The organism is Neorhizobium puerariae, assembly GCF_042429745.1.
Taxonomy (GTDB): domain Bacteria; phylum Pseudomonadota; class Alphaproteobacteria; order Rhizobiales; family Rhizobiaceae; genus Neorhizobium; species Neorhizobium puerariae.
In genome coordinates, this window is sequence record NZ_JBHMAA010000008.1 from 168,679 (window position 1) to 186,807 (window position 18,129).

Below are 18,129 nucleotides of genomic sequence, written 5' to 3' on the forward strand. Positions count from 1 at the left end.
ATGGCACTTTCACTTCTCCCTACGGCGGATGACAGCCGCACCAACGCAACCTTCGAAGAACTGATGTGGGCGCTCGCCCGCCCCGGCCTTGCAAGGCCCCTGCCCTTCGCCGGTTTTGCCGCGCTTGCCGAAAGCCTGATCGACCGGGAATGCCGCTTCCATGTCAGGGACGATGCCGCGCTTGCTGGCAGGCTCGCCCAGACCGGCGCTCAGCCCGTATCGCTCGACAAGGCCGACTACGTTTTCGCGCCGCTCGGTTCGCCGGCGGATGTGAGCGCACTTTCGACGCTGCGCATCGGCACGCTTGCCTATCCGGACGAAGCCGCCACGCTCTTCGCGCCAGCCAGGATCGGCTCGGGACAGGCATTGCGGCTTTCCGGACCCGGCATAAAGGACACGGTGACGGTCGAAATCGGCGGCGTCGATCCCCTCTTCTGGCCGATGCGCGAAAGGGCGATCCGCTATCCGCTCGGCTGGGACCTCTATCTCGTCGACGGCGACCGGCTGATCGGCATTCCCCGTTCCACGAAAATCGAGGTGCTCTGATGGCCTACGTGGCAACCCGTGGCGGCGAACACGCCATCGAACAGGCCGAGAGGCTCTTCCGCGACGATCTCGGGACGGTCAGCCGCGAACGGGTCGAGGCGGTACGCACCGGCCTCCCCTATCTGGTCGATCGCATCATGGGCGAGGCATCGCTCTATGAACCGGACCTGGCCGCCCTCGCCTTGGCCCAGGCCGGCGGCGATCTCTACGAGGCCGTGCTGCTTCTGCGCGCCTATCGCACGACGCAGCCGCGCCTTGCGATCGCCGAACCGGTGAACCAGACGGACCTGTTCACGGTCCGCCGCATCTCCGCCGCCTTCAAGGACATTCCGGGCGGCCAGATCCTCGGGCCGACGCTCGATTATTCCCACCGCCTGCTGCAGGTCGGTGTGCTGAAGGGTGAGGATTATACGCCCGAACCCGTCACTCCCGCCGCCGAACCGGCGCCGGCGACCCAGCCTTCGCTTGCCACATGGCAGAAGGCGCAGGGGCTTATCGGGGACTATCCGGCCGAGACGGTGGCGCCGGACGACATTCCGGACCTGACGCGCGAGCCGCTACTCTTCCCCGCAAGCCGCGCGCACAAGCTGCAGAGCCTCGCCCGCGCCGACACCGGCGGCACGCTGGCGCTCGGTTATTCCACCATGCGCGGTTACGGCTCGGTGCACCCGACCGTCAACGAGCTGCGGCTTGCCGAAGCGCCGGTGCGCCTGCGCCATCCGCGCGGCACGGTCTTCAGCGCCGGCCGCGTCCGCGTCAGCCAGACGGAGGTCATCTCCAAGGCAAGAGAACTGGAGCTCGGTTTTTCCGCCACCTTCGGCTGGAACGAGGTGAAGGTGATCGCCGCCGCGACGCTCGATCTCGCCTCCAACCAGCCGAACCCGCATCCGGCCTCGAACGAGGAATTCGTGCTCTACCACACCGAGCCGGTCGAGAGTTCCGGCTTCTGCATCCATTTCAAGCTTCCCCACTATGTCACCTTCCAGTCGAGCCTCGATGCGCTGCGGCGCGTGAAGGCGGACGGGCAGGCGGTTTCAGTCGCCGTCGGGGTCGCCGAGGAAGATCAACCCGAAGAGGAAGAAGACGAGGTGGCGCTGTGAAACTTCAGGAGCTGACCAAGCCATGGACCGCATTCAACTACGCCTTTCTCGATGAATCGGCCAAGCGCGAACTGCGCCGCCGCATTCTGAAAGCCATCGCCGTGCCGGGCTACCAGGTGCCCTATGCCAGCCGCGAAGTGCCGATCGCACGCGGCTGGGGGACCGGCGGCCTGCAGGTGACGCTGACGCTCCTGAAACCCACGTCGGTGGTCAAGGTCATCGACCAGGGCGCCGACGATTCCGTCAATGCCAGCAGCATCCGCAAGTTCGTCGGCCGCGTCGGCGGCGCTGTCGAGACCGAGGACACGATGGAGGCGACGATCATCCAGTCGCGCCACCGCATCCCGGAGGAAAAACTACGCGAGGACCAGGTCCTCGTGCTGCAGGTGCCCAATCCCGAACCGCTGCGGCCCGTGCAGCCGGACATGTCGGTCGCCCGCGAGATGCATGGCGACGCCGACTACGGCCAGCTCTGGCTGATCCTCTACGAACAGCTCGTCAAATCCGGACGGATCATGCAGGGATCGAGCTATCCGAGCATGGTCAACGGCCGGCATGTGATGACGCCCTCGCCTATCCCGCGCTGGGACGTGCCGAAGCTCGACCAGGCCGCTCACCTGACGATCCTTTCGGCCGGCCGCGAGAAACGCATCTTCGCCGTGCCACCCTATACCAGCGTCGAGCCGCTGGTCTTCGACGACGTGCCCTACCGGGTCGAGGACCACCAGGACAAGACCTGCTATCGCAGCCAGGTCACGGGCTTCTTCATGAACGAACTGCCTCAGGACGACGGTTCCTCGAAATTCGAACTCTCCGACAGCCATTTCGGCATCAAGAGCATCCGCAATGCCGAAGGCGAAGCGGTCGAGATCGGCGAAACCTGGTACAAGAATGGAAGGATGGACTGATGGCCGGCGTGAACCTTGCAAGCTCGGCAAGCCTGAAACTCGAACCGCCCCGGCTGATGCTGGCCGAGCCGATCCTGACGATGCGCGGCATCGCCCGCAGCTTCGGCAACGTCAAGGCGCTCGCCGGCGTCGACGTCACCGTCTATCCGGGTGAGGTGCTCGGCGTCGTCGGAGAGTCCGGCTCGGGCAAATCCACGCTGCTGAGGATGATGAACCTGGAGGACACGCCGGATGCCGGCACCTACCATCTGGCGCTTCCGGGCCACGAGGACCAGAACCTCTTTACGCTCGACCGGTTCGAGCGGCGCATGCTGCGAGCCCGCCACATCGGCATCGTCTACCAGAACCCGCATCTCGGCCTGCTGATGAACCACACCAGCAGCGGCAACGTCGCCGAGCGCCTGCTGATCGCCGGAAAGCGCAATTTCGCCGAACTGCGCGCCCGCGCCCGGGAATCGCTCGACGCCTCGGAATTCCCGATCGAGCGCATGGACGCCCGGCCGCGGGAGCTTTCCGGCGGCATGCAGCAGCGCGTCCAGCTCGCCAAGGCGATCGCCCTCGAACCCGCCGTGCTGCTTCTCGACGAGCCGACGACGGGGCTCGACGTCAGTGTCCAGGCGCTGGTGCTCGACACGCTGAAACGGCTGCAGCGCGACCGCAAGATCACCATGGTGCTCGTCTCGCACGATCTCGGTGTCATACGCACGATGGCCGACCGGGTTATGGTCATGCGCCGGGGCGAGGTGGTCGAACAGGGGCTTGCGGACCAGATATTCCAGGACCCGCAGCACGAGTATACCCAGCAGCTCGTTCACGCCAAGCTCTGAAGGAAGATGCGACAATGAACGCTCATGTATCCGCTCCGCAAGCTCCTGCCCTGGTGCTGCGCGTCGAAGGCCTTTCGAAGCAGTTCGAGATGCATCATCTCAAGCGAACCCTGTTCGCATTCGAGAATATCGGCTTCGATCTCGGCGAAGGCGAATTCATCCTTCTGAAAGGCGAAAACGGGGCCGGCAAGTCGACCCTCTTGCGGACCCTCTACCGTTCCTACCTGCCGCGCGCCGGCCACGCCTATTACCATACGAAGGAAGGCGTCATCGACCTCGCCTCCGCCGCGGACGTCGATATCGCGGTGCTGCGCCGCCGGGAGATCGGTTTCGTCACGCAGTTCCTCAACGCCCGGCCGCGCGTCGCCGCCGAGGAGATCGTCGCGGAGCCCCTGCGGCTCGCCGGGATGCCGCATGGGCAGGCGCTGGCGGAAGCCCGCCGCTGGCTTGCCGCCTTCGGCGTGAAGCCGCAGCTCTGGCCGGCCTATCCATCCACCTTCTCCGGCGGCGAGCAGCAGAAGGTCAACCTGGCACGGGCGCTCATCCTGCCGCAGCGCCTCCTGCTTCTCGACGAGCCGACGGCCTCGCTCGACCGCTCGGCGCGCCGCGCGCTGGTCGAGCGGCTTGCCGAACTCAAGGCCTCCGGCGTGGCGATGATCGGGGTCTTCCACCATCCGGAAGACGTCGCCGGCCTGATCGACCGGGAAATCCAACTGGAAACCATAAGGATTGCAGATGAGCCAGACGATGTGGCTGAGTGACTTCGAGATCGTCCTGAAAGACAGGATCATAGAGCGCGGCGCCGTGCGGATCGAGGATGGCGTGATCGCCGAGATCCGCGAGACGCCCGTGCCGGAGGCAGACATCGCCGGCGACGGCCGCCTCCTGCTGCCCGGCTTCGTCGACATGCACGGCGACATGATCGAGAAGGAAGTCGAGCCGCGCGCGAATGTCCGCATGCCGCTCGAACTCGGCATCTACGATCTCGACAAGAAACTCGCGACCAACGGCGTCACCACCGCCTATGCGGCACTCGCCTTCACGCCCGCGACCTATGGCCATGTCCGCTCGGTCGAGCATACGACCGTGATGATCGAGACCCTGGGGAAAATGCGCGACGAACTCCTCGTCGACCATCGGGTCCATGCCCGTTTCGAGATCACCTTCCCGTCCGCGGTGGAAGTCGCCGAAAAGCTGATGGCGGCCGGCGCGCTCGGCCTGATCTCGCTGATGGATCACACCCCGGGCCAAGGCCAGTATCGCGATCTCGAAATCCACACCCGCAACATGGCGAAGACGAGGAAGATCGACTACGCGACCGCCGTGGAGATGGTGAAGGAGCGAATGGCCCAGCGCGAGGCCCATGGCGATGCCACGCATGTCGTCACGGGGCTGGCGGAACTGGCCAGGGAGAAGGGCGTCGCGATTGCCTCGCACGACGACGACACCCTCGAAAAGGTGTCGCTGATGCACGGCCTCGGGGTGGCGATCAGCGAATTCCCGATCACGCTCGAAGTGGCCGCCGAGGCCCGCCGGCTTGGCCTTGCGACCGCCATGGGGGCGCCGAACGCGCTCCGTGGCCTTTCCTATTCCGGCAACCTCTCGGCGCGCGAAGCCTTCGAGGCCGGCGCCCTCGATATCCTTGCCAGCGACTACCATCCTTCGGCGATCCTGCCGGCGGTGCTGGCGCTTGCCGAAATCGGCGATGGCGGCCTGCCCGCCGCCGTGGCGCTCGCGAGCGCAAACCCGGCCGCAGCGCTTGGGCTTTCGGATCGCGGCCGGATCGAGGAAGGCCTGCGGGCCGATCTGGTGATCGCCGAACGCGGCCGCATTCCCCGCCTGCGCGCCACCATTTGCGGTGGCCGCAAGGTCTGGTCCGACGGCGTCATGGGCGCCGCCCGCAAGGCCGCCGCATGATGACCCCGTTGCCATAACGGCAATCACCCGGGCGAAACTCTGAACTTCCTTGCGACGCGGATTTCTGGGACAAAAGCCGTCGGAGGCAATCTGCCTCCGGTTTCCCGGATTCCGGAAGGAGGCTGCCCGGATGGCCTATGTCATCACTTCGCCTTGCATCGACATCAAGGACGGCGCCTGCACGGCGGCGTGCCCGGTCGACAGCATCTACGAGGGCGGGCGCATGTTCTACATCCATCCCGGAGAATGCATAAACTGCGGCCTCTGCCTGTCCATCTGTCCGGTGGATGCGATCGCGTGGGACGAGGAAATCCCCGACGACAGGCGCATCTTCCTCGACGTCAATCGGGAGTTCTTCGAACCGTCGGTGACGGGGATGGGCTCTCCCGGCGGGTGGGACAAGAGCCGTTCCACCGACAAGGACCACGCCCTGGTGGCTGCTCATCCCCGGAGCCCTGCTTCGGCACTCCATCTCTGATCCAGCAAAGGCGTCCTATGTCCGAACACCCTGTCAAAGGCGTCATCGCCGCCGTACCGACCCCTTTTTCCGCCTCGCGCGAGATCGACGCCGACGCATTCGTCGAACATTGCCGATGGTGCCTCGACAACGGTTGCGATGCCCTGAACGTGCTGGGCACCACCGGCGAGGCGAATTCGCTTTCCTTTACGCAGAGAAGCCTCGTCATGGAGATTGCCGCCTCCAGCCTCAACGCCGACCGCCTGATGGTCGGCACGGGAACGCCCGATCTGGCGACCACGGTGGCGCTGACGCGGCGCGCCTCGGAACTCCGATATGCGGCAGCCCTCGTCCTGCCGCCCTTTTATTACAAGCCGATTCCGGAAGACGGGCTCTTCGCATGGTTCGGCGAACTCGTCGGGCAGACGCAGGCCAGGCCGATCGATCTTTATCTCTACAACTTCCCGCAGCTTACGGGCATCGAATTCAGCCCCGCCCTCGCCGCGCGGCTGCAATCCGCCTTCCCGGACCGCATCAGGGGCGCGAAGGACAGTTCCGGCAATCTCGACTATGCCCGCCAGCTCGCGACAATTCCGGGTTTTGCCGTGTTTCCGAGCAACGAAGTGTCGCTGGCCGACGCCGGCCGGGACAATTACGCCGGCTGCATCTCGGCGACCGTCAACATCGACCCCGCCTCCTCCGCCGCCTTGTGGACGAACCAGAGCGATACGGCGCTGCAGGAAAATGTCCGCGCGCTCCGGCAGGGCGTCGCCGCCTACCCGCTGGTGGCGGCGGTCAAGCATCTGGTGGGCAGGCGCACCGGCAATCCCGTCTGGAACAACATCACGGCCCCGAACATGGCCATCGGCGACGGCGATGCCCTGGCGCGGCTCGACGCCATCGCCGGCCGGCTTGTTCACCCGGCCTGATCACCACCCCGCATAGTACCGCCGTGTCGCCTCGGCGAGCGCCCTGACACGCGGGCGCTCCTGCTGAAGCCTGGGCAGGTCGGCCCGCGCCTGTTCCAGAAGTTCCCGGCGGGCAGCCGCGAAGTCGACATTTCGAAGCCGCCCGTCCCGCATGACTTCCTTCCCGCCGACGAAAAGGCCCGTGGCATGGGCGGCGCGCATCCGGGTCAGGATGACTTCCGCCCCGTCGATATCTTCAAAAAGACTGTCGGCGGTGAGCGCCGCGTAGTCGATCACCGCGAAATCCGCCGCGGCGGGCATGTTGAGAACTTTCGCACCGGTATGGATCGCGGCATCGAAGAGCCTTTCCGCCGTGAAGGAACGGCAAAGCTCCCGTCCACCATGCAGCAGATAGGCCAGCCGCAGCTCGCTCCAGAGATCCTGGTCGTCGCCGAAACCGGTTCCGTCAAGCCCGATCGCGAATTCCGGCCCGTTCCGCGCCATGAGCGGCAATGGCGCGACGCCGGACCGCAGCCGCAGATTGGCCGATGGATTGGACACCACCTGCACGCCCCGCTCGGCAAGAAGCTCCAGCTCGTCCTCGCGAAGCTGCACGCCATGCGCGACGGCAAGCCGTGGCGAGAGAAAACCGATCCCGTCCAGATGACGCACCACGCCCTGCGGGAAACGGCGGTCCAGCCATGCGCGCTGGCGCGGACTTTCGAGCAGGTGCATATGGATGCGCCGGCCGCTCAGGGCCGATGCCTCGGCGATCGCTTCGAGAAGCGCGTCGGAGCACCATTGCGGGCCGATCGGCCCGAATTGAACGTCGACCATCGGCCCGGCATTCTCCGCGGCGACCTGCTCGACCGCCTCGATCTGACGCACGACCGGCGCATAGTCCGGGATCGACGGAGACAGCGCCGCCCAGTCGGCCTCGCCGAGGAACCGTCTCAGCCGTTCCGGCCCGCCTCCATAGGCCCACGGATCATGGTCCAGCAGCGGGCAGGAAAGACCGAGCCTGATCCCCACATCCGCCGCCGCGCGAATGACGGCTTTCGCCTCGCCGGCCAGACGGTCGACATTCAGCGAGTTGTGGCAGTGCATCGTCGCGCCGATACCGGTCATTGCCAGGCGGGAAAAGGCAACCAACGCCTCCAGATACGGGTCCGTGCGCGGCCGCAGCCGCAGCGACGGAATCCAGACCTCGAGAGCGTCGTCGAGCCCGCCGAAATCCAGAGGGCGGATGCCGTAGCCGTGGTCGTGCGCGTTGACGGGCGACACGACGGCGCGCTCGCCGGACCGCAGCGCAATGCCGGGCGCCTCGCGAAAGGGGAAACGTGCGGCCCGAGTCATCTGGCGACGATCTCGTCGATCTTCGCCGCGAAGGCGGCCAGCCGGTCGGCAAGAAAGGCCGCCATGACCTCGGATGCATGGGGCAGCTTGCGGACGCGCGGCACGACCACTCCGAGACGGGCTTCTTCCGTCCGCACGCCGGCTATCGGCACGGCAACGACATCGCCCTTCAGCAATTCCTCATGAAAACCGAGCGGCGTGTAGAAGGCCACGCCCTCTCCCGAGATGATGAGGGGTTTCAACAGCATCTGGTTGTTCGTCGCGATCAGGGCCCGCGCATTGCGCTCAAGCGTGCCCAGTTCCAGGGAGAACATCCGGCTGGTGACGTTGTTGTCGAGCTGGAGCAGGAGCTTGAACTGGGCGCATTGCTCCAGCGTCACGCTGCTCATCCTGGCCAGCGGATGGCCCCTGGCGACGATCGCCATGATGGGCATCCTGACCGAGGACAGGAGCTTGATGTCTCCGGGCCGGGCGATGTCGAAGGTAATTCCGATGTCGACCTCGTCATCGGCGACCAGACGGAAGATGTTCGTGTAATTTTCCGTGCGCACCCGGAAATCCACCGCCGGATGGCGACGGATGAATTCCATCAGATACTGGGGCAGGAAGCTGATGACGAGGCTGTCGAGGCAGGCGATCGGGATGCGGCCGGTGATCTTGCCCTCAAGATCCCCCAGCTCGCCCCGCATCACCTCGTAATTCTGCAGCGTGGAACGCGCATGACGCAGGACGATGCGCCCCGCGCCGGTCAGCCGGAGCCCTTCCGGCAGGCGCTCGAACAGCGTGATCCCGAGTTCGTCTTCCAGCTTCTTGATCTGGCGACTGAGAGCCGACGTCGCGATATGCAGCTCCTCCGAGGCCTTGCGGATCGACCCCAATCGCGCGACGGCCGCGAAGTATTTCAGGATACTGGCGTGCATGAAGCCTCCCGGTTCGACCGATCATCTAGCGCATGATCATCGGCCTCTCCAGACGGGGGCGCGTTTTTGCTGGAAAGCCGCCACGCCTTCCAGCGCATCCTCGCTCTTGAGCGCCCTGACGAGTGCCGGCGTGCGCAGCGCCTGCGCCTCCGCCGGAGAGAGGTGGCCGGTGCGGTTCACGGTCTGCTTGATGGCCCGCAGCGACAACGGCGCGCATGCGACGATCTCCATGGTCCAGCGTTCGACGGCCTCGTCGAGCTGTTCGGCCGGCACGATCTCATTGACGATGCCGAAGTCGAACATTTCGCCGGCCGTGAACTGTCTGCCGGTCATGAGGACGGCCATGGCGCGATTGAACGGGATCTTGCGCTGAAGCAGCACCATGCCGCCGGCGAGCGGCATCCGGCCGACGCGGGCCTCCGGCAGGCCGAATTTTGCGGTCTCCGCAGCGATCACAATGTCGCAGCCGAGCACCATCTCGAAACCGCCCCCGAGCGCATAGCCATTGACCCGTGCGATCACCGGTACGTCCAGCGATCTCCGCAAGGCAAGACCACCGAAACCATCAATAGGGGCTTCCGCCCAGTAGTCGATGCTGGACTTTTCGACCCCCTTCAAGTCAGCACCTGTGCTGAATGCCTTTGATCCGGCGCCGGTGAGCACCACGCAACTCACGTCGTCACGCTGCTCGATCTCCCGCCAAATCCTATCGAGCTCGCGTTCGGTCGCTACGTCGACGGCATTCAGGCGCTCCGGCCGGTTGAGGGTCACGCGGGCGACCCGATTGGAAACGCTGAACTCGACGCTCATGCCGCATCGTCCCGCTCTGCGCCCAGCACCGGGCCGAGGATCTCGTCATTGTGCTGCCCGAGCCGGGGCGGCGGAATGCGGACGACGACCTCGGCCGCCGACATGTCGATCGGCGAACCGATGAGACGGACCGGACCGGCATCGGTCCTGCCCGCTTCGAGGATCATCTTGTTGATGACGGTCTGCTCGTCGGCCAGGGCCTCGGCGATGGAACGCACCGGCGCGCAGAGGATATCGACCTCTTCCAGGCGTCCGATCCAGTGTCCGGTCGAATTCCTCGCGAAATTCTCCCGGAAGATCGCCTGGAGTTCGGGCCGATGTTGCATCTGGACGTCGAAATTGGCGTAACGCGGCTGCAGCGAAAGGTCCTCGATTTCCAGCGCCGTGCAGATGTCGCGCAGTGGATTCGGCTTGAAGGCGCCAACCATCACGATGGCCCCGTCCGTCGTCTCGAAGACGCCGGTCAGCGGAAATGCACCCCAGTTCAGCTCCCTGTCGCGCATCATCTGCACGGTTCCCTCCTGCATCTGCATGGCGAGCATCGAACTGTAGAGGTTCACGGCGACCTGCTGTCCTTCACCCGTCTTCTGCCGCTGCAGAAGCGCGAGCAGGATGCCCTGCACCAGATGCATGCCGGCCGAGAAATCCGCGAGCGGCGTGGCGTAGATCGACAGCGGGTGACCGGCGTCCGATTTGCGCCGCATCACGCCGGAAAGCGCCTGGGCCAGCACGTCCTGGCCGCCCTTGTGCTCATAGGGACCGGAGAGACCGAACCCCGTGCCGACCGCATAGATCAGGCGGGGATTGCGCCTGCGCAGCTCCTCGTAGCCAAATCCCATGCGTTCCATGACGCCGGGCCGGAAATTGTTGACGACGACATCGGCCTTGTCGATAAGGGAGAGCACCGCTGCCCGGACGTCCTCGCGTTTCAGGTCGAGCGCCAGGCTTCTCTTGTTCCGGTTGAGCGAGCAGAAGACGGGATTGTTGAGCCCATCCGGATCGGAACCGAGCGACCAGCGCGACAGGTCGCCGATCTTCTCCTTCTCGACCTTGATGACGTCGGCGCCGTAATCGGCCAGCATCTGGGTGCAGCAGGGGCCGAGCATGACCTGCGTGAAATCGATCACGCGGATGCCGTCGAGGGGAAGTGTCGTCATTCTGCTGCCTCCAAATAGGTCGCATTGGCGGACGGGATATCGCCGGGGTCGGCTCCCTGCGCCCGCATCTGTTTCTGGATGGCCCTGACATCGGCCTTGTGCACCGTCGTCCCGGCATTGAGCGCCACGGTGGCGGCAATGCCAGCCGCTTCGCCCATCGCCATGCAGGGCGGGATCTCGCGGCTCGATTTCTGCGCCTGCGGCGTCGCCGAATAATGCCGGCCTGCCACGAGAAGCTGATCGACCTCCTTCGGAAGAAGGGCGCGATAGGGCGTGTAATAGTCGCGGCCACGGCAAACCGTATCGGTGAAGTGACGACGGCTCATAACGTCATCCTTTGTCACGACGTATTCGCCCTGCAGCATGCGCGTCTGGCGCACGCCAGTTTGTGGCGCGAAGTCGACGACATACGCATTCTCGAAACCCGGGATTTTTTCACGCGCAAATTCAAGCAAGCGGCCCATGCGGGCTCGGCCTTCGAGTTCCGCTGCTGTCAGATCCTCGACCTTCATTCCCGAGAGCTTCGGCATATGCGGGCAGTTGAGCCAGACGACCCCCGGAAGCGGTGTCTTCAGCCACCAATAGGCCCAGCAGCCGCCAAGCAGGCGCTTGGCCTCATGGTCGAGCCGCTTGAACAATTCCGGCTCCTCGAACTCGAAACGCTCCGCGGCTTCCGTGTCGACGCCGCCCCAGCGCGAGACCGTCGTCAGGATGAAGCTGTCCTCGACATGGGACGCGCCGGCGCTTGCCGCGACGTCGAGATCGCCGGTGGCGTCGATCACCACGCCACCCATGACGGCCTGCAATCCCTCCTTGGTCTGGCAGACCACGCCCTTGACCGTGCCGTCCTCGACGATCGCCGAGGAAAACCAGCTATGGGTGCGCAGCTTGACGCGTGTCTCGGCGAAGAGATCGTAGGCCGTCTGCTTGAAGGCGTCGGGATCGAAGGCCGCCGCGTAGCAGATCGGGTGCGGCGCGGTCGGCGTGTGGAAGTCGAAGAGGCCCCAGCGCGCCCAGCGCCGCCAGCTTTCCGGCAGGTCGCGCCTGTCGATCTGGCGATCGTTCTCGTCGGGAACCATGCACAGGTTCTTCCTGCGCATGCGCTCGATCATCTCGGTGCAGATGCCCTGCACGGTGATCTCGAGCCCGTTCACCATGTCGTCGAGAACGAGCACCATGCCGCCGGCGGCAAGGCCGCCCACATAGGGATAACGTTCGAGAAGGGTCACGCTCGCGCCGTTGCGGGCCGCGGAGACCGCGGCGGAGATGCCGGCCGGCCCGCCGCCGACCACCACGACATCGGAGCGGTCAACGATCGTGGCATGTCCTTGGGGTATTCTGATTATATCGTTCATTCTTTCCTCCTGTCGGACAAGCCGACGCACTGGCGACGCCGCGGCGGCATCCGCCGCATGCGTGTTCAAATCGAATGCCGCGAAGGGATCAGTCCGGGGCAACCGGCTTCCAGCGGATCACCTTCTTCTCGATGATCGAGACCGCGAAGAAGAGCACCACCGCAAGCGCCGCTGCGATCACCACCGTCGCGTAGAGCAGCGGGGAGCGGAAATTATAGGTCGCCTCGATGATGAGGGCGCCGAGGCCGAAACTCGAGCCGATCCATTCCGCGACGATCGCTCCCATGACGCTGCTCGTCGCCGCGATCTTCAGCGCCGCGAAGAGGAACGGCAGCGAAGCCGGCAGGCGGACCTTCCAGAATATTTCCGCGTTGCTGGCCGAGAGGACCCGCATGAGGTCGAGCATGGCGGGGCTCGCCGATTTGAGGCCCTGGACCATGTTCACCAGCGTCGGGAAGAAACAGATCAGCCCCGCGATGATGATCTTCGGCGCCACCCCGTTGCCGAAAAGAAGGACGAGGATCGGCGCGAGCGCGATGATCGGAATGGACTTGACGATGACCGCGATCGGATAGAACGCCTTTTCCGCCGTCCGGCTGTAGACGAACCAGACCGCCAGCAGGATCGCCACGAGATTGCCGAAGACGAATCCGAGCGCCGCCTCCATCAGGGTCGGAAGCACGTTCTTCCACAGAAGACCGGCATTCTCCTTGAACGCGAAGAGGACATCGACCGGGCCGGGCGCCATGAAGGTAGGAACGGAAAACGCCCAGATGACAAGCTGCCACAGCAGGATGCAGCCGACGATCGCCAGGATGGCCGGAAGGTTGTCGAAAACGGCATCGAGGACGGCGTTGGGGGACGGGGGCTTCCTGGCTGGCGCTGTGCGCGCGCCGTCCTGGACGGAATGGGTCGCATCGGTCATCAGCATTCCTCCAGGAGCGCGCGTAGATGCGCCGTGATCCGGATGAACTCCACCGTGTCCCGCATGGGCAGGGAGCGTGGATGGGGAAGGTCGATCTTCATGAACTCCTTGACCCGTCCCGGATGGGAAGCCAGCATCAGCACATACTGACCGAGGAAAACCGCTTCCGGAATCGAGTGCGTCACGAAGAGAATGGTCGTGCCGGTCTCCTGCCAGAGCCGCAGAAGTTCCTCGTTCAGCTTGTCTCGCGTGATCTCGTCGAGCGCTCCGAACGGCTCGTCCATCAGCAGGATGCGCGGCCGCGTGACGAGAGCCCGTGCGATCGCCACGCGCTGCCGCTGGCCGCCGGAAAGTTCGTGGGGCAATGCCTTCTCACGTCCCTTCAGGCCGACCATCGCCAGAAGCCGCTCGGGATCGGCATAGGTGACCCCGGAATCGCGTTTGCCGACCTCCATGGGAAGGCGGACATTGTCGATGGCGCTGCGCCATGGCAGCAGCGTCGCCTCCTGGAAGACGAATGCGAAGTCACGGCCTTCGCGCGCCTTGCGGGGTGGCTGGCCGAGCACGGAAATGGAGCCGTCAGAAACGTGCACGAGGTCGGCGACCGCGCGCAGAAGCGTGGATTTCCCGCAGCCGGACGGACCGAGCATGGTCACCAGCGACCCCGCCGGAATTTCAACGGAAACATCCTGCAGGGCCGTGAACTCGGACGCCCTGTCCCCGAAGCGGATGTGAAGGTTGCGAACGGAGACGGCAGAGCTGGTATCACCGCCGGGCGGGAGAGGACTTCTGTCGACAACATCCAGCATGACGGTCACCCGACCTGCTTGCGGATATCGGTGGTTGCCTCCAGCAGCGAGAGGGTCATGACGTCATCGACGGCAGGGACCTTTTCCTTGAACTGGCCGAGATCCGCATAGGTCTTGATCTGCGCGGCCCAGTTTTCCTTGGTCATGGAGCCCCAGCCGTTCGCCCTGGTGGTCTCGTTGAAGGCGAATTTCATCAGCGGGCCGATCGCCTCGAGCTCGCTTGCCTTGTCGAGGTTGGGATAGGTCTCGACAAGGATGTCGACCGCCTCCTGCTGATGGTCGCGCGCATAGCCCCAGCCCTTCGCCGTGGCCGCAAGGAAGCCGCTCAGCTCCCTGGAATGGTCCGCAAGCTCCTTGTCCGTCGTGTAGTAGACGTTGGCGTAGAGCTGGATGCCCGTATCCCAGAGCATCAGGTCGACGCGATCGTCGCCAAGCACCTTGAGCGCGTTGACATTGGTGAGCCAGCCAACCACCACGTCGGCCTGCCCGGTCATGAGCTGGTTCATGTCCGAGCCCATGTTGACGACCTTGACCTGATCCTCCGGAATGCCGTTCTTCGCCAGCAGGGCGCGCAACAGGATCGCGCCGGTCGGCTGGATGGCGACGGTCTTGCCGATCATATCCGAAGGCTTGGCCACCGGCTTCGTCTTGCGCGAATAGTAGGCATAGGGATGCTTCTGGTAACCGGCCGCGATCGCCTTGACCGGCATGCCCGCGCCGCGCGCCAGCATCACCGAAGGGCTGGAGGAAATCTGGCCGACGGCCGACTGACCGGCTGCGACGCCGGCGACGCCATCGACATTCGGCCCGCCCGGGACGATTTCGATCTCCACGCCCTGTTCGGCATAGAAGCCTTTCTTGACGGCGACGACCTCGCCGAGAAGGCCGTTCGAGGCAAGCCAGCCGAGCTGCATGCGGATTTTGGCGGGCGATGCCGCCGAGCCCGGACGCACGGACAGAAACGTTTGCGCGGCCGCAAGGCCGCCGACCGCGACGGCCCCTTTCACGAAGCCGCGCCTGTTCATCGAAAATTCCGACATTGCATTCCCCTCTTCTTCGTTACCGTAAGAGATTTTTTCGTTGGCCGGATCATCGCCGAAGCAGGCGTTCGCATAAAGAACAATTTTTAGCGCAACTCCTTGCTGAAAAGGCAACGCTGCGCTCCGCCTTGCGGAAGGGCGCGGCCCCACTCACGCGGCACCCTTTGAGGTGGACGCCCATGTCATTCCGGGTAAAATCCGCCATCCAAAGCGCCTCCCCATGCTGCAGCGGCAGAAGCTCAATCTCGCCCACGCACTGCTGAAGCGCTCGGACCACTTCATCTTCAACCGCCCTCAGTCCGCGCTCGATCAACCCGTCCAAGATCAGATCGTTCGCCATGTCTCGCCGTCCTGTACGGCGTCCGCCGCACCGCGACCGTGCGCGCGACTTCGCCGCTCGAAGCCCTGCGGATCAGCAAGGAACATTTCCTGGAGCTGGTGAACGATTTCCCGGCGGTGGCCGTGGAGATCATGCGCATGCTTGCCGCACGGCTGAACCAGACCACTGCCGAACTGGTTCTGTCGCAAACGGACCGGTAGCCCTGGAAAGTCGAAGCCCCAAGCTCCTGAAGAGACTTTTCATATTCGGAACGACGTGAACGGCGCCGTCGCTCTTCCCGACCGGCCTCAAGAAGGCAACCGACGGTCGACCGCGGCAATGCGGAAAGCCACATGCTTGCAACGTGCCTGCTCAAGCCGCATGGTATGTCTTCTAACTTGCTTGCGCCGCCTCGCGCCACCTCGTGGCTCGCGTTGGCCGGAGATCGGGAGACGCTTCCATGGAGCTGAAATGGTTGGAAGATTTTCTGAGTCTCTCCTATTGTATGAACTTCACGCTCGCCGCCAATGACAGGCACATCACGCAATCCGCGTTGAGCCGCCGTATTCGGCAGCTTGAGCAATGGGTGGGGCTGCCGCTGATCGACCGTTCGACCTATCCGGTCCGCCTCACGCCCGCTGGCGAAAGTTTCCTGCCCCGCGCGCGCCAGGCCGTCGATATGCTGACTGCGCTGCGCGAAGAAACTCTGGAGCGGCACACGGCTCCCGAAGAAGTCCTTTCCTTTGCGACCATGAGCACGCTGGTTCTCACCTTCTTTCCGGTGTGGATGGAAAAGATCGAGGCGAATGGCGGATCGTTCCGCACGCGTTTTGCGGAGGCCTATTCATCCTTTTCCGGCAATGTCTCGAAGCTCCTGCACAACGAATGCGATTTCCTGCTGACCTATGCGCACGAATGCGTGCCGGCGATCACGGAACTGGCCCGGTATCCCTATCTCACCCTCGGATCAGAACGCGTCATCGCCATTTCCGCCCCGAACGACAACGGCCAGCCCATCCACCAGCTCGGTATCGACCAGGCCCCTGTGAACTACCTGAGCTATCGGGACAGTTCCTTTTTCGCCCAGGCGCTGCCCAAGACCGTTTTCCAGAAAGCGCCCTTCCAACTGAACACCGTTTACGAAAACGCCATGTCTGCCGCCCTGAAGGCCATGGCCGTCGCAGGCCATGGCGTCGCCTGGATTCCGGAGAGCCTGGCCATCAACGAGATGAACAGCGGACAACTGGTCAGGGCAGCCGAACCGACCTTCGACATGATCGTGGAAATCAGACTGTATCGATCCTTCCGGCTGCGCTGCAAAAGCGTGGGACGCTTCTGGAAGCGGGCTGAAGAGGTCGGCATGCTTGCCGACCGCGTCGCCCTGTAGCTCGCCGTCACGCGGCGGCATACCCGTCAAACAGGCCATCCAGGAAACGAAGGTCCTGCTGCTTGTCCAGACCCTCCAGACGCGCCTGGATGGCGTCGACCTCCCCAATCCCCGCAAGGCAATCGCGGAACTTCGTCGCCCGGTCTTGATCGGAAAAAGGGTCGGCCAAGCCGCCGCGCGCGAAAGTGCGCTCGCGCTCATGGACACGACCGTCATTCAAGGCAATCCGCAATCTGTGCGGCAGATAGGCCGTCGCCCGTTCCTCCTCCGCCGCGCTGTAATGCGTCATCGTTATCTTCGGGAGCAGCGGGTCTTTGGCGAAAACCTCGACGCTCGCCGGCGTGAAATCGGAAAGCAAGAGAGCCCTCTTCCGAAGCGCCTGCGCGAGGCAGTACTGCATGGAAAAACGCGCTTCCATCTCGTCGGCCGGCCTGGGATAGGACAGGTTGCGGTAGTTTGCGATGCCCACATGGCACTCGACGGACGCGATCGCCTCCGGATCGATCGGGATTTCCTGCAGGAGGTCAAGGGCTGCATCGACGATCAGATGGGTGGAGCCGCAGCAGGGATGCAGCTTCGGCATCACTCCCACGGTTTCGATCACATGTTCACGGGTGGCCGCGATTGCCGCGATGTCATACCCCTTGGGCTTTGCCCCGCCGAACATTTCAAGGAACCCCTGCGGTCCTTCGAGAATGTCGAAACGGCCGCGCAGCCCTTCCGCTGCCAGCATGGCGGCCTCGACGGCGTTGCGGGCGGCCATGCCGGCATGGAACGGTTTGACCGGCGTGCCGAACTGGCCCTTCGTGCCCGATGCCATGCTTGCGCCGAGCGACAGCGCCCGTGCCGTGCCCCCGGCATCCAGTCCAAGCAGTTTTGCGACGCCTGCCGCAGTGCCGATGCTGCCGACCGTCGACGTGCCGTGCCAGCCTGCAGTGTAATGCGAACCGGCGACTCCGCTGCCGACAAAGGCCTGCGCCTGCAACGCAACGAGATAGGCATCCACCAGCCCGCGCCCGCTTGCCCCGGCTCTATCCGCGACCGCAAGTAGCGCCGGCACGATGACGGCCGAGGCATGGCTCATGCCGGATCTGAAATTGTCGTCATAATCGAGCGCATGCGCGGCCGTACCGTTCACGAGGGCCGCCACGGATGGCGATTGCCGCCCGCCGGTGACGAGTGGCGCCTCGCCGGACACCAACGTGCCGAAAGCGCGGCTGACCGCAAGCGTGCTGATATTGTCCCGGCCCGCATAAAGACAGGCAAGCGTGTCGGCGATCGCTTCGCGCGCAAGCCGGCGGGCCGTATCGCTCGCCGGAGGTGGAGCGGCGCACCACGCCGCAATGGTCTCGATAATGCTCATGATGTGAAGGCTCACTGGTGGAAAA

General features: G+C 64.5%; 19 protein-coding genes and 1 pseudogene. 10 read left to right on the forward strand and 10 right to left on the reverse strand.

Annotated elements, in window-relative coordinates:
* The 8 genes from phnH (at position 1) to ACFFP0_RS06175 (ending at position 6,684) form a co-directional block, all read left to right on the forward strand.
* Positions 1-546, forward strand: coding sequence for a phosphonate C-P lyase system protein PhnH (gene phnH, locus ACFFP0_RS06140; RefSeq protein ID WP_377257682.1), 546 nt, complete (start codon positions 1-3; stop codon positions 544-546).
* Positions 546-1,646, forward strand: a complete 1,101-nt coding sequence (locus ACFFP0_RS06145) for a carbon-phosphorus lyase complex subunit PhnI (RefSeq protein WP_377257684.1) — start codon at positions 546-548, stop codon at positions 1,644-1,646. Before phnH ends, ACFFP0_RS06145 begins: the two co-directional genes overlap by 1 nt.
* Complete coding sequence (locus ACFFP0_RS06150; protein ID WP_377257686.1) at positions 1,643-2,554, forward strand: alpha-D-ribose 1-methylphosphonate 5-phosphate C-P-lyase PhnJ; 912 nt, start codon at positions 1,643-1,645, stop codon at positions 2,552-2,554. The genes ACFFP0_RS06145 and ACFFP0_RS06150 overlap by 4 nt, the downstream gene beginning before the upstream one ends.
* Positions 2,554-3,381: an ATP-binding cassette domain-containing protein gene (locus tag ACFFP0_RS06155; RefSeq protein ID WP_377257688.1), complete on the forward strand. Its 828-nt coding sequence runs from the start codon at positions 2,554-2,556 to the stop codon at positions 3,379-3,381. The genes ACFFP0_RS06150 and ACFFP0_RS06155 overlap by 1 nt, the downstream gene beginning before the upstream one ends.
* 14 nt (positions 3,382-3,395) lie before the next feature.
* On the forward strand, positions 3,396-4,142 hold the full coding sequence (locus ACFFP0_RS06160) for a phosphonate C-P lyase system protein PhnL (RefSeq protein WP_377257690.1): 747 nt from the start codon (positions 3,396-3,398) through the stop codon (positions 4,140-4,142).
* Positions 4,129-5,298, forward strand: a complete 1,170-nt coding sequence (locus ACFFP0_RS06165; protein ID WP_377258726.1) for an alpha-D-ribose 1-methylphosphonate 5-triphosphate diphosphatase — start codon at positions 4,129-4,131, stop codon at positions 5,296-5,298. The genes ACFFP0_RS06160 and ACFFP0_RS06165 overlap by 14 nt, the downstream gene beginning before the upstream one ends.
* Positions 5,299-5,428: 130 nt before the next feature.
* Positions 5,429-5,776: a ferredoxin gene (gene fdxA / locus ACFFP0_RS06170; RefSeq protein ID WP_377257692.1), complete on the forward strand. Its 348-nt coding sequence runs from the start codon at positions 5,429-5,431 to the stop codon at positions 5,774-5,776.
* A 17-nt stretch (positions 5,777-5,793) separates the two neighbouring features.
* A complete protein-coding gene (locus ACFFP0_RS06175; RefSeq protein ID WP_377257694.1) occupies positions 5,794-6,684 on the forward strand; it encodes a dihydrodipicolinate synthase family protein in 891 nt (296 codons plus the stop codon).
* On the opposite strand, the gene ACFFP0_RS06180 is transcribed toward ACFFP0_RS06175, so the two are convergent.
* The 9 genes from ACFFP0_RS06180 to ACFFP0_RS06220 form a co-directional block, all read right to left on the reverse strand.
* On the reverse strand, positions 6,685-8,019 hold the full coding sequence (locus tag ACFFP0_RS06180) for an amidohydrolase family protein (protein ID WP_377257696.1): 1,335 nt from the start codon (positions 8,017-8,019) through the stop codon (positions 6,685-6,687). It abuts the gene before it with no gap.
* Positions 8,016-8,939 (reverse strand): LysR family transcriptional regulator, encoded by a 924-nt coding sequence (locus ACFFP0_RS06185; protein WP_377257698.1) that lies wholly within the window; start codon positions 8,937-8,939, stop codon positions 8,016-8,018. The genes ACFFP0_RS06180 and ACFFP0_RS06185 overlap by 4 nt, the downstream gene beginning before the upstream one ends.
* A gap of 36 nt (positions 8,940-8,975) precedes the next feature.
* Positions 8,976-9,749 carry an enoyl-CoA hydratase-related protein gene (locus ACFFP0_RS06190; protein WP_377257700.1) on the reverse strand — a complete coding sequence of 258 codons (774 nt, stop codon included), beginning with the start codon at positions 9,747-9,749 and terminating at the stop codon, positions 8,976-8,978.
* Complete coding sequence (locus ACFFP0_RS06195; protein WP_377257702.1) at positions 9,746-10,906, reverse strand: CaiB/BaiF CoA transferase family protein; 1,161 nt, start codon at positions 10,904-10,906, stop codon at positions 9,746-9,748. The genes ACFFP0_RS06190 and ACFFP0_RS06195 overlap by 4 nt, the downstream gene beginning before the upstream one ends.
* Positions 10,903-12,261, reverse strand: a complete 1,359-nt coding sequence (locus ACFFP0_RS06200; protein WP_377257704.1) for an FAD-dependent oxidoreductase — start codon at positions 12,259-12,261, stop codon at positions 10,903-10,905. Before ACFFP0_RS06200 ends, ACFFP0_RS06195 begins: the two co-directional genes overlap by 4 nt.
* Before the next feature lie 88 nt (positions 12,262-12,349).
* On the reverse strand, positions 12,350-13,186 hold the full coding sequence (locus ACFFP0_RS06205; protein WP_377257706.1) for an ABC transporter permease: 837 nt from the start codon (positions 13,184-13,186) through the stop codon (positions 12,350-12,352).
* Positions 13,186-13,995, reverse strand: a complete 810-nt coding sequence (locus ACFFP0_RS06210) for an ABC transporter ATP-binding protein (RefSeq protein ID WP_377257708.1) — start codon at positions 13,993-13,995, stop codon at positions 13,186-13,188. Before ACFFP0_RS06210 ends, ACFFP0_RS06205 begins: the two co-directional genes overlap by 1 nt.
* 5 nt (positions 13,996-14,000) lie before the next feature.
* Entirely contained in the window at positions 14,001-15,035 is a 1,035-nt protein-coding gene (locus tag ACFFP0_RS06215) for an ABC transporter substrate-binding protein (protein ID WP_377257710.1), read from the reverse strand.
* Positions 15,036-15,084: 49 nt separating this feature from the next.
* Positions 15,085-15,375, reverse strand: coding sequence for a hypothetical protein (locus ACFFP0_RS06220; RefSeq protein ID WP_377257712.1), 291 nt, complete (start codon positions 15,373-15,375; stop codon positions 15,085-15,087).
* 2 nt (positions 15,376-15,377) lie between these two features.
* On the opposite strand from ACFFP0_RS06220, the pseudogene ACFFP0_RS06225 reads away from it, so the two are divergent.
* Together ACFFP0_RS06225 and ACFFP0_RS06230 are read left to right on the forward strand one after the other, a co-directional pair.
* Positions 15,378-15,575, forward strand: a pseudogene (locus ACFFP0_RS06225) (cyclic nucleotide-binding protein); the annotation flags it as partial.
* Positions 15,576-15,814: 239 nt separating this feature from the next.
* Complete coding sequence (locus ACFFP0_RS06230) at positions 15,815-16,741, forward strand: LysR family transcriptional regulator (RefSeq protein ID WP_377257714.1); 927 nt, start codon at positions 15,815-15,817, stop codon at positions 16,739-16,741.
* A 7-nt stretch (positions 16,742-16,748) separates the two neighbouring features.
* Here the strand turns inward: ACFFP0_RS06230 and ACFFP0_RS06235 are convergent, their stop codons facing one another.
* Entirely contained in the window at positions 16,749-18,107 is a 1,359-nt protein-coding gene (locus tag ACFFP0_RS06235) for an MmgE/PrpD family protein (RefSeq protein WP_377258729.1), read from the reverse strand.
* Positions 18,108-18,129: the final 22 nt, after the last annotated feature.

What these genes read in the sequence shown, in the direction of transcription:
- phnH (WP_377257682.1), top strand. Translation starts at nt 1, where the DNA reads ATGGCACTTTCACTTCTCCCTACGGCGGATGACAGCCGCACCAACGCA.
- ACFFP0_RS06145 (WP_377257684.1), top strand. Translation starts at nt 546, where the DNA reads ATGGCCTACGTGGCAACCCGTGGCGGCGAACACGCCATCGAACAGGCC.
- ACFFP0_RS06155 (WP_377257688.1), top strand. Translation starts at nt 2,554, where the DNA reads ATGGCCGGCGTGAACCTTGCAAGCTCGGCAAGCCTGAAACTCGAACCG.
- ACFFP0_RS06160 (WP_377257690.1), top strand. Translation starts at nt 3,396, where the DNA reads ATGAACGCTCATGTATCCGCTCCGCAAGCTCCTGCCCTGGTGCTGCGC.
- ACFFP0_RS06165 (WP_377258726.1), top strand. Translation starts at nt 4,129, where the DNA reads ATGTGGCTGAGTGACTTCGAGATCGTCCTGAAAGACAGGATCATAGAG.
- fdxA (WP_377257692.1), top strand. Translation starts at nt 5,429, where the DNA reads ATGGCCTATGTCATCACTTCGCCTTGCATCGACATCAAGGACGGCGCC.
- ACFFP0_RS06175 (WP_377257694.1), top strand. Translation starts at nt 5,794, where the DNA reads ATGTCCGAACACCCTGTCAAAGGCGTCATCGCCGCCGTACCGACCCCT.
- ACFFP0_RS06180 (WP_377257696.1), bottom strand. Translation starts at nt 8,019, where the DNA reads ATGACTCGGGCCGCACGTTTCCCCTTTCGCGAGGCGCCCGGCATTGCG.
- ACFFP0_RS06185 (WP_377257698.1), bottom strand. Translation starts at nt 8,939, where the DNA reads ATGCACGCCAGTATCCTGAAATACTTCGCGGCCGTCGCGCGATTGGGG.
- ACFFP0_RS06190 (WP_377257700.1), bottom strand. Translation starts at nt 9,749, where the DNA reads ATGAGCGTCGAGTTCAGCGTTTCCAATCGGGTCGCCCGCGTGACCCTC.
- ACFFP0_RS06195 (WP_377257702.1), bottom strand. Translation starts at nt 10,906, where the DNA reads ATGACGACACTTCCCCTCGACGGCATCCGCGTGATCGATTTCACGCAG.
- ACFFP0_RS06200 (WP_377257704.1), bottom strand. Translation starts at nt 12,261, where the DNA reads ATGAACGATATAATCAGAATACCCCAAGGACATGCCACGATCGTTGAC.
- ACFFP0_RS06205 (WP_377257706.1), bottom strand. Translation starts at nt 13,186, where the DNA reads ATGACCGATGCGACCCATTCCGTCCAGGACGGCGCGCGCACAGCGCCA.
- ACFFP0_RS06210 (WP_377257708.1), bottom strand. Translation starts at nt 13,995, where the DNA reads ATGCTGGATGTTGTCGACAGAAGTCCTCTCCCGCCCGGCGGTGATACC.
- ACFFP0_RS06215 (WP_377257710.1), bottom strand. Translation starts at nt 15,035, where the DNA reads ATGTCGGAATTTTCGATGAACAGGCGCGGCTTCGTGAAAGGGGCCGTC.
- ACFFP0_RS06220 (WP_377257712.1), bottom strand. Translation starts at nt 15,375, where the DNA reads ATGGCGAACGATCTGATCTTGGACGGGTTGATCGAGCGCGGACTGAGG.
- ACFFP0_RS06230 (WP_377257714.1), top strand. Translation starts at nt 15,815, where the DNA reads ATGGAGCTGAAATGGTTGGAAGATTTTCTGAGTCTCTCCTATTGTATG.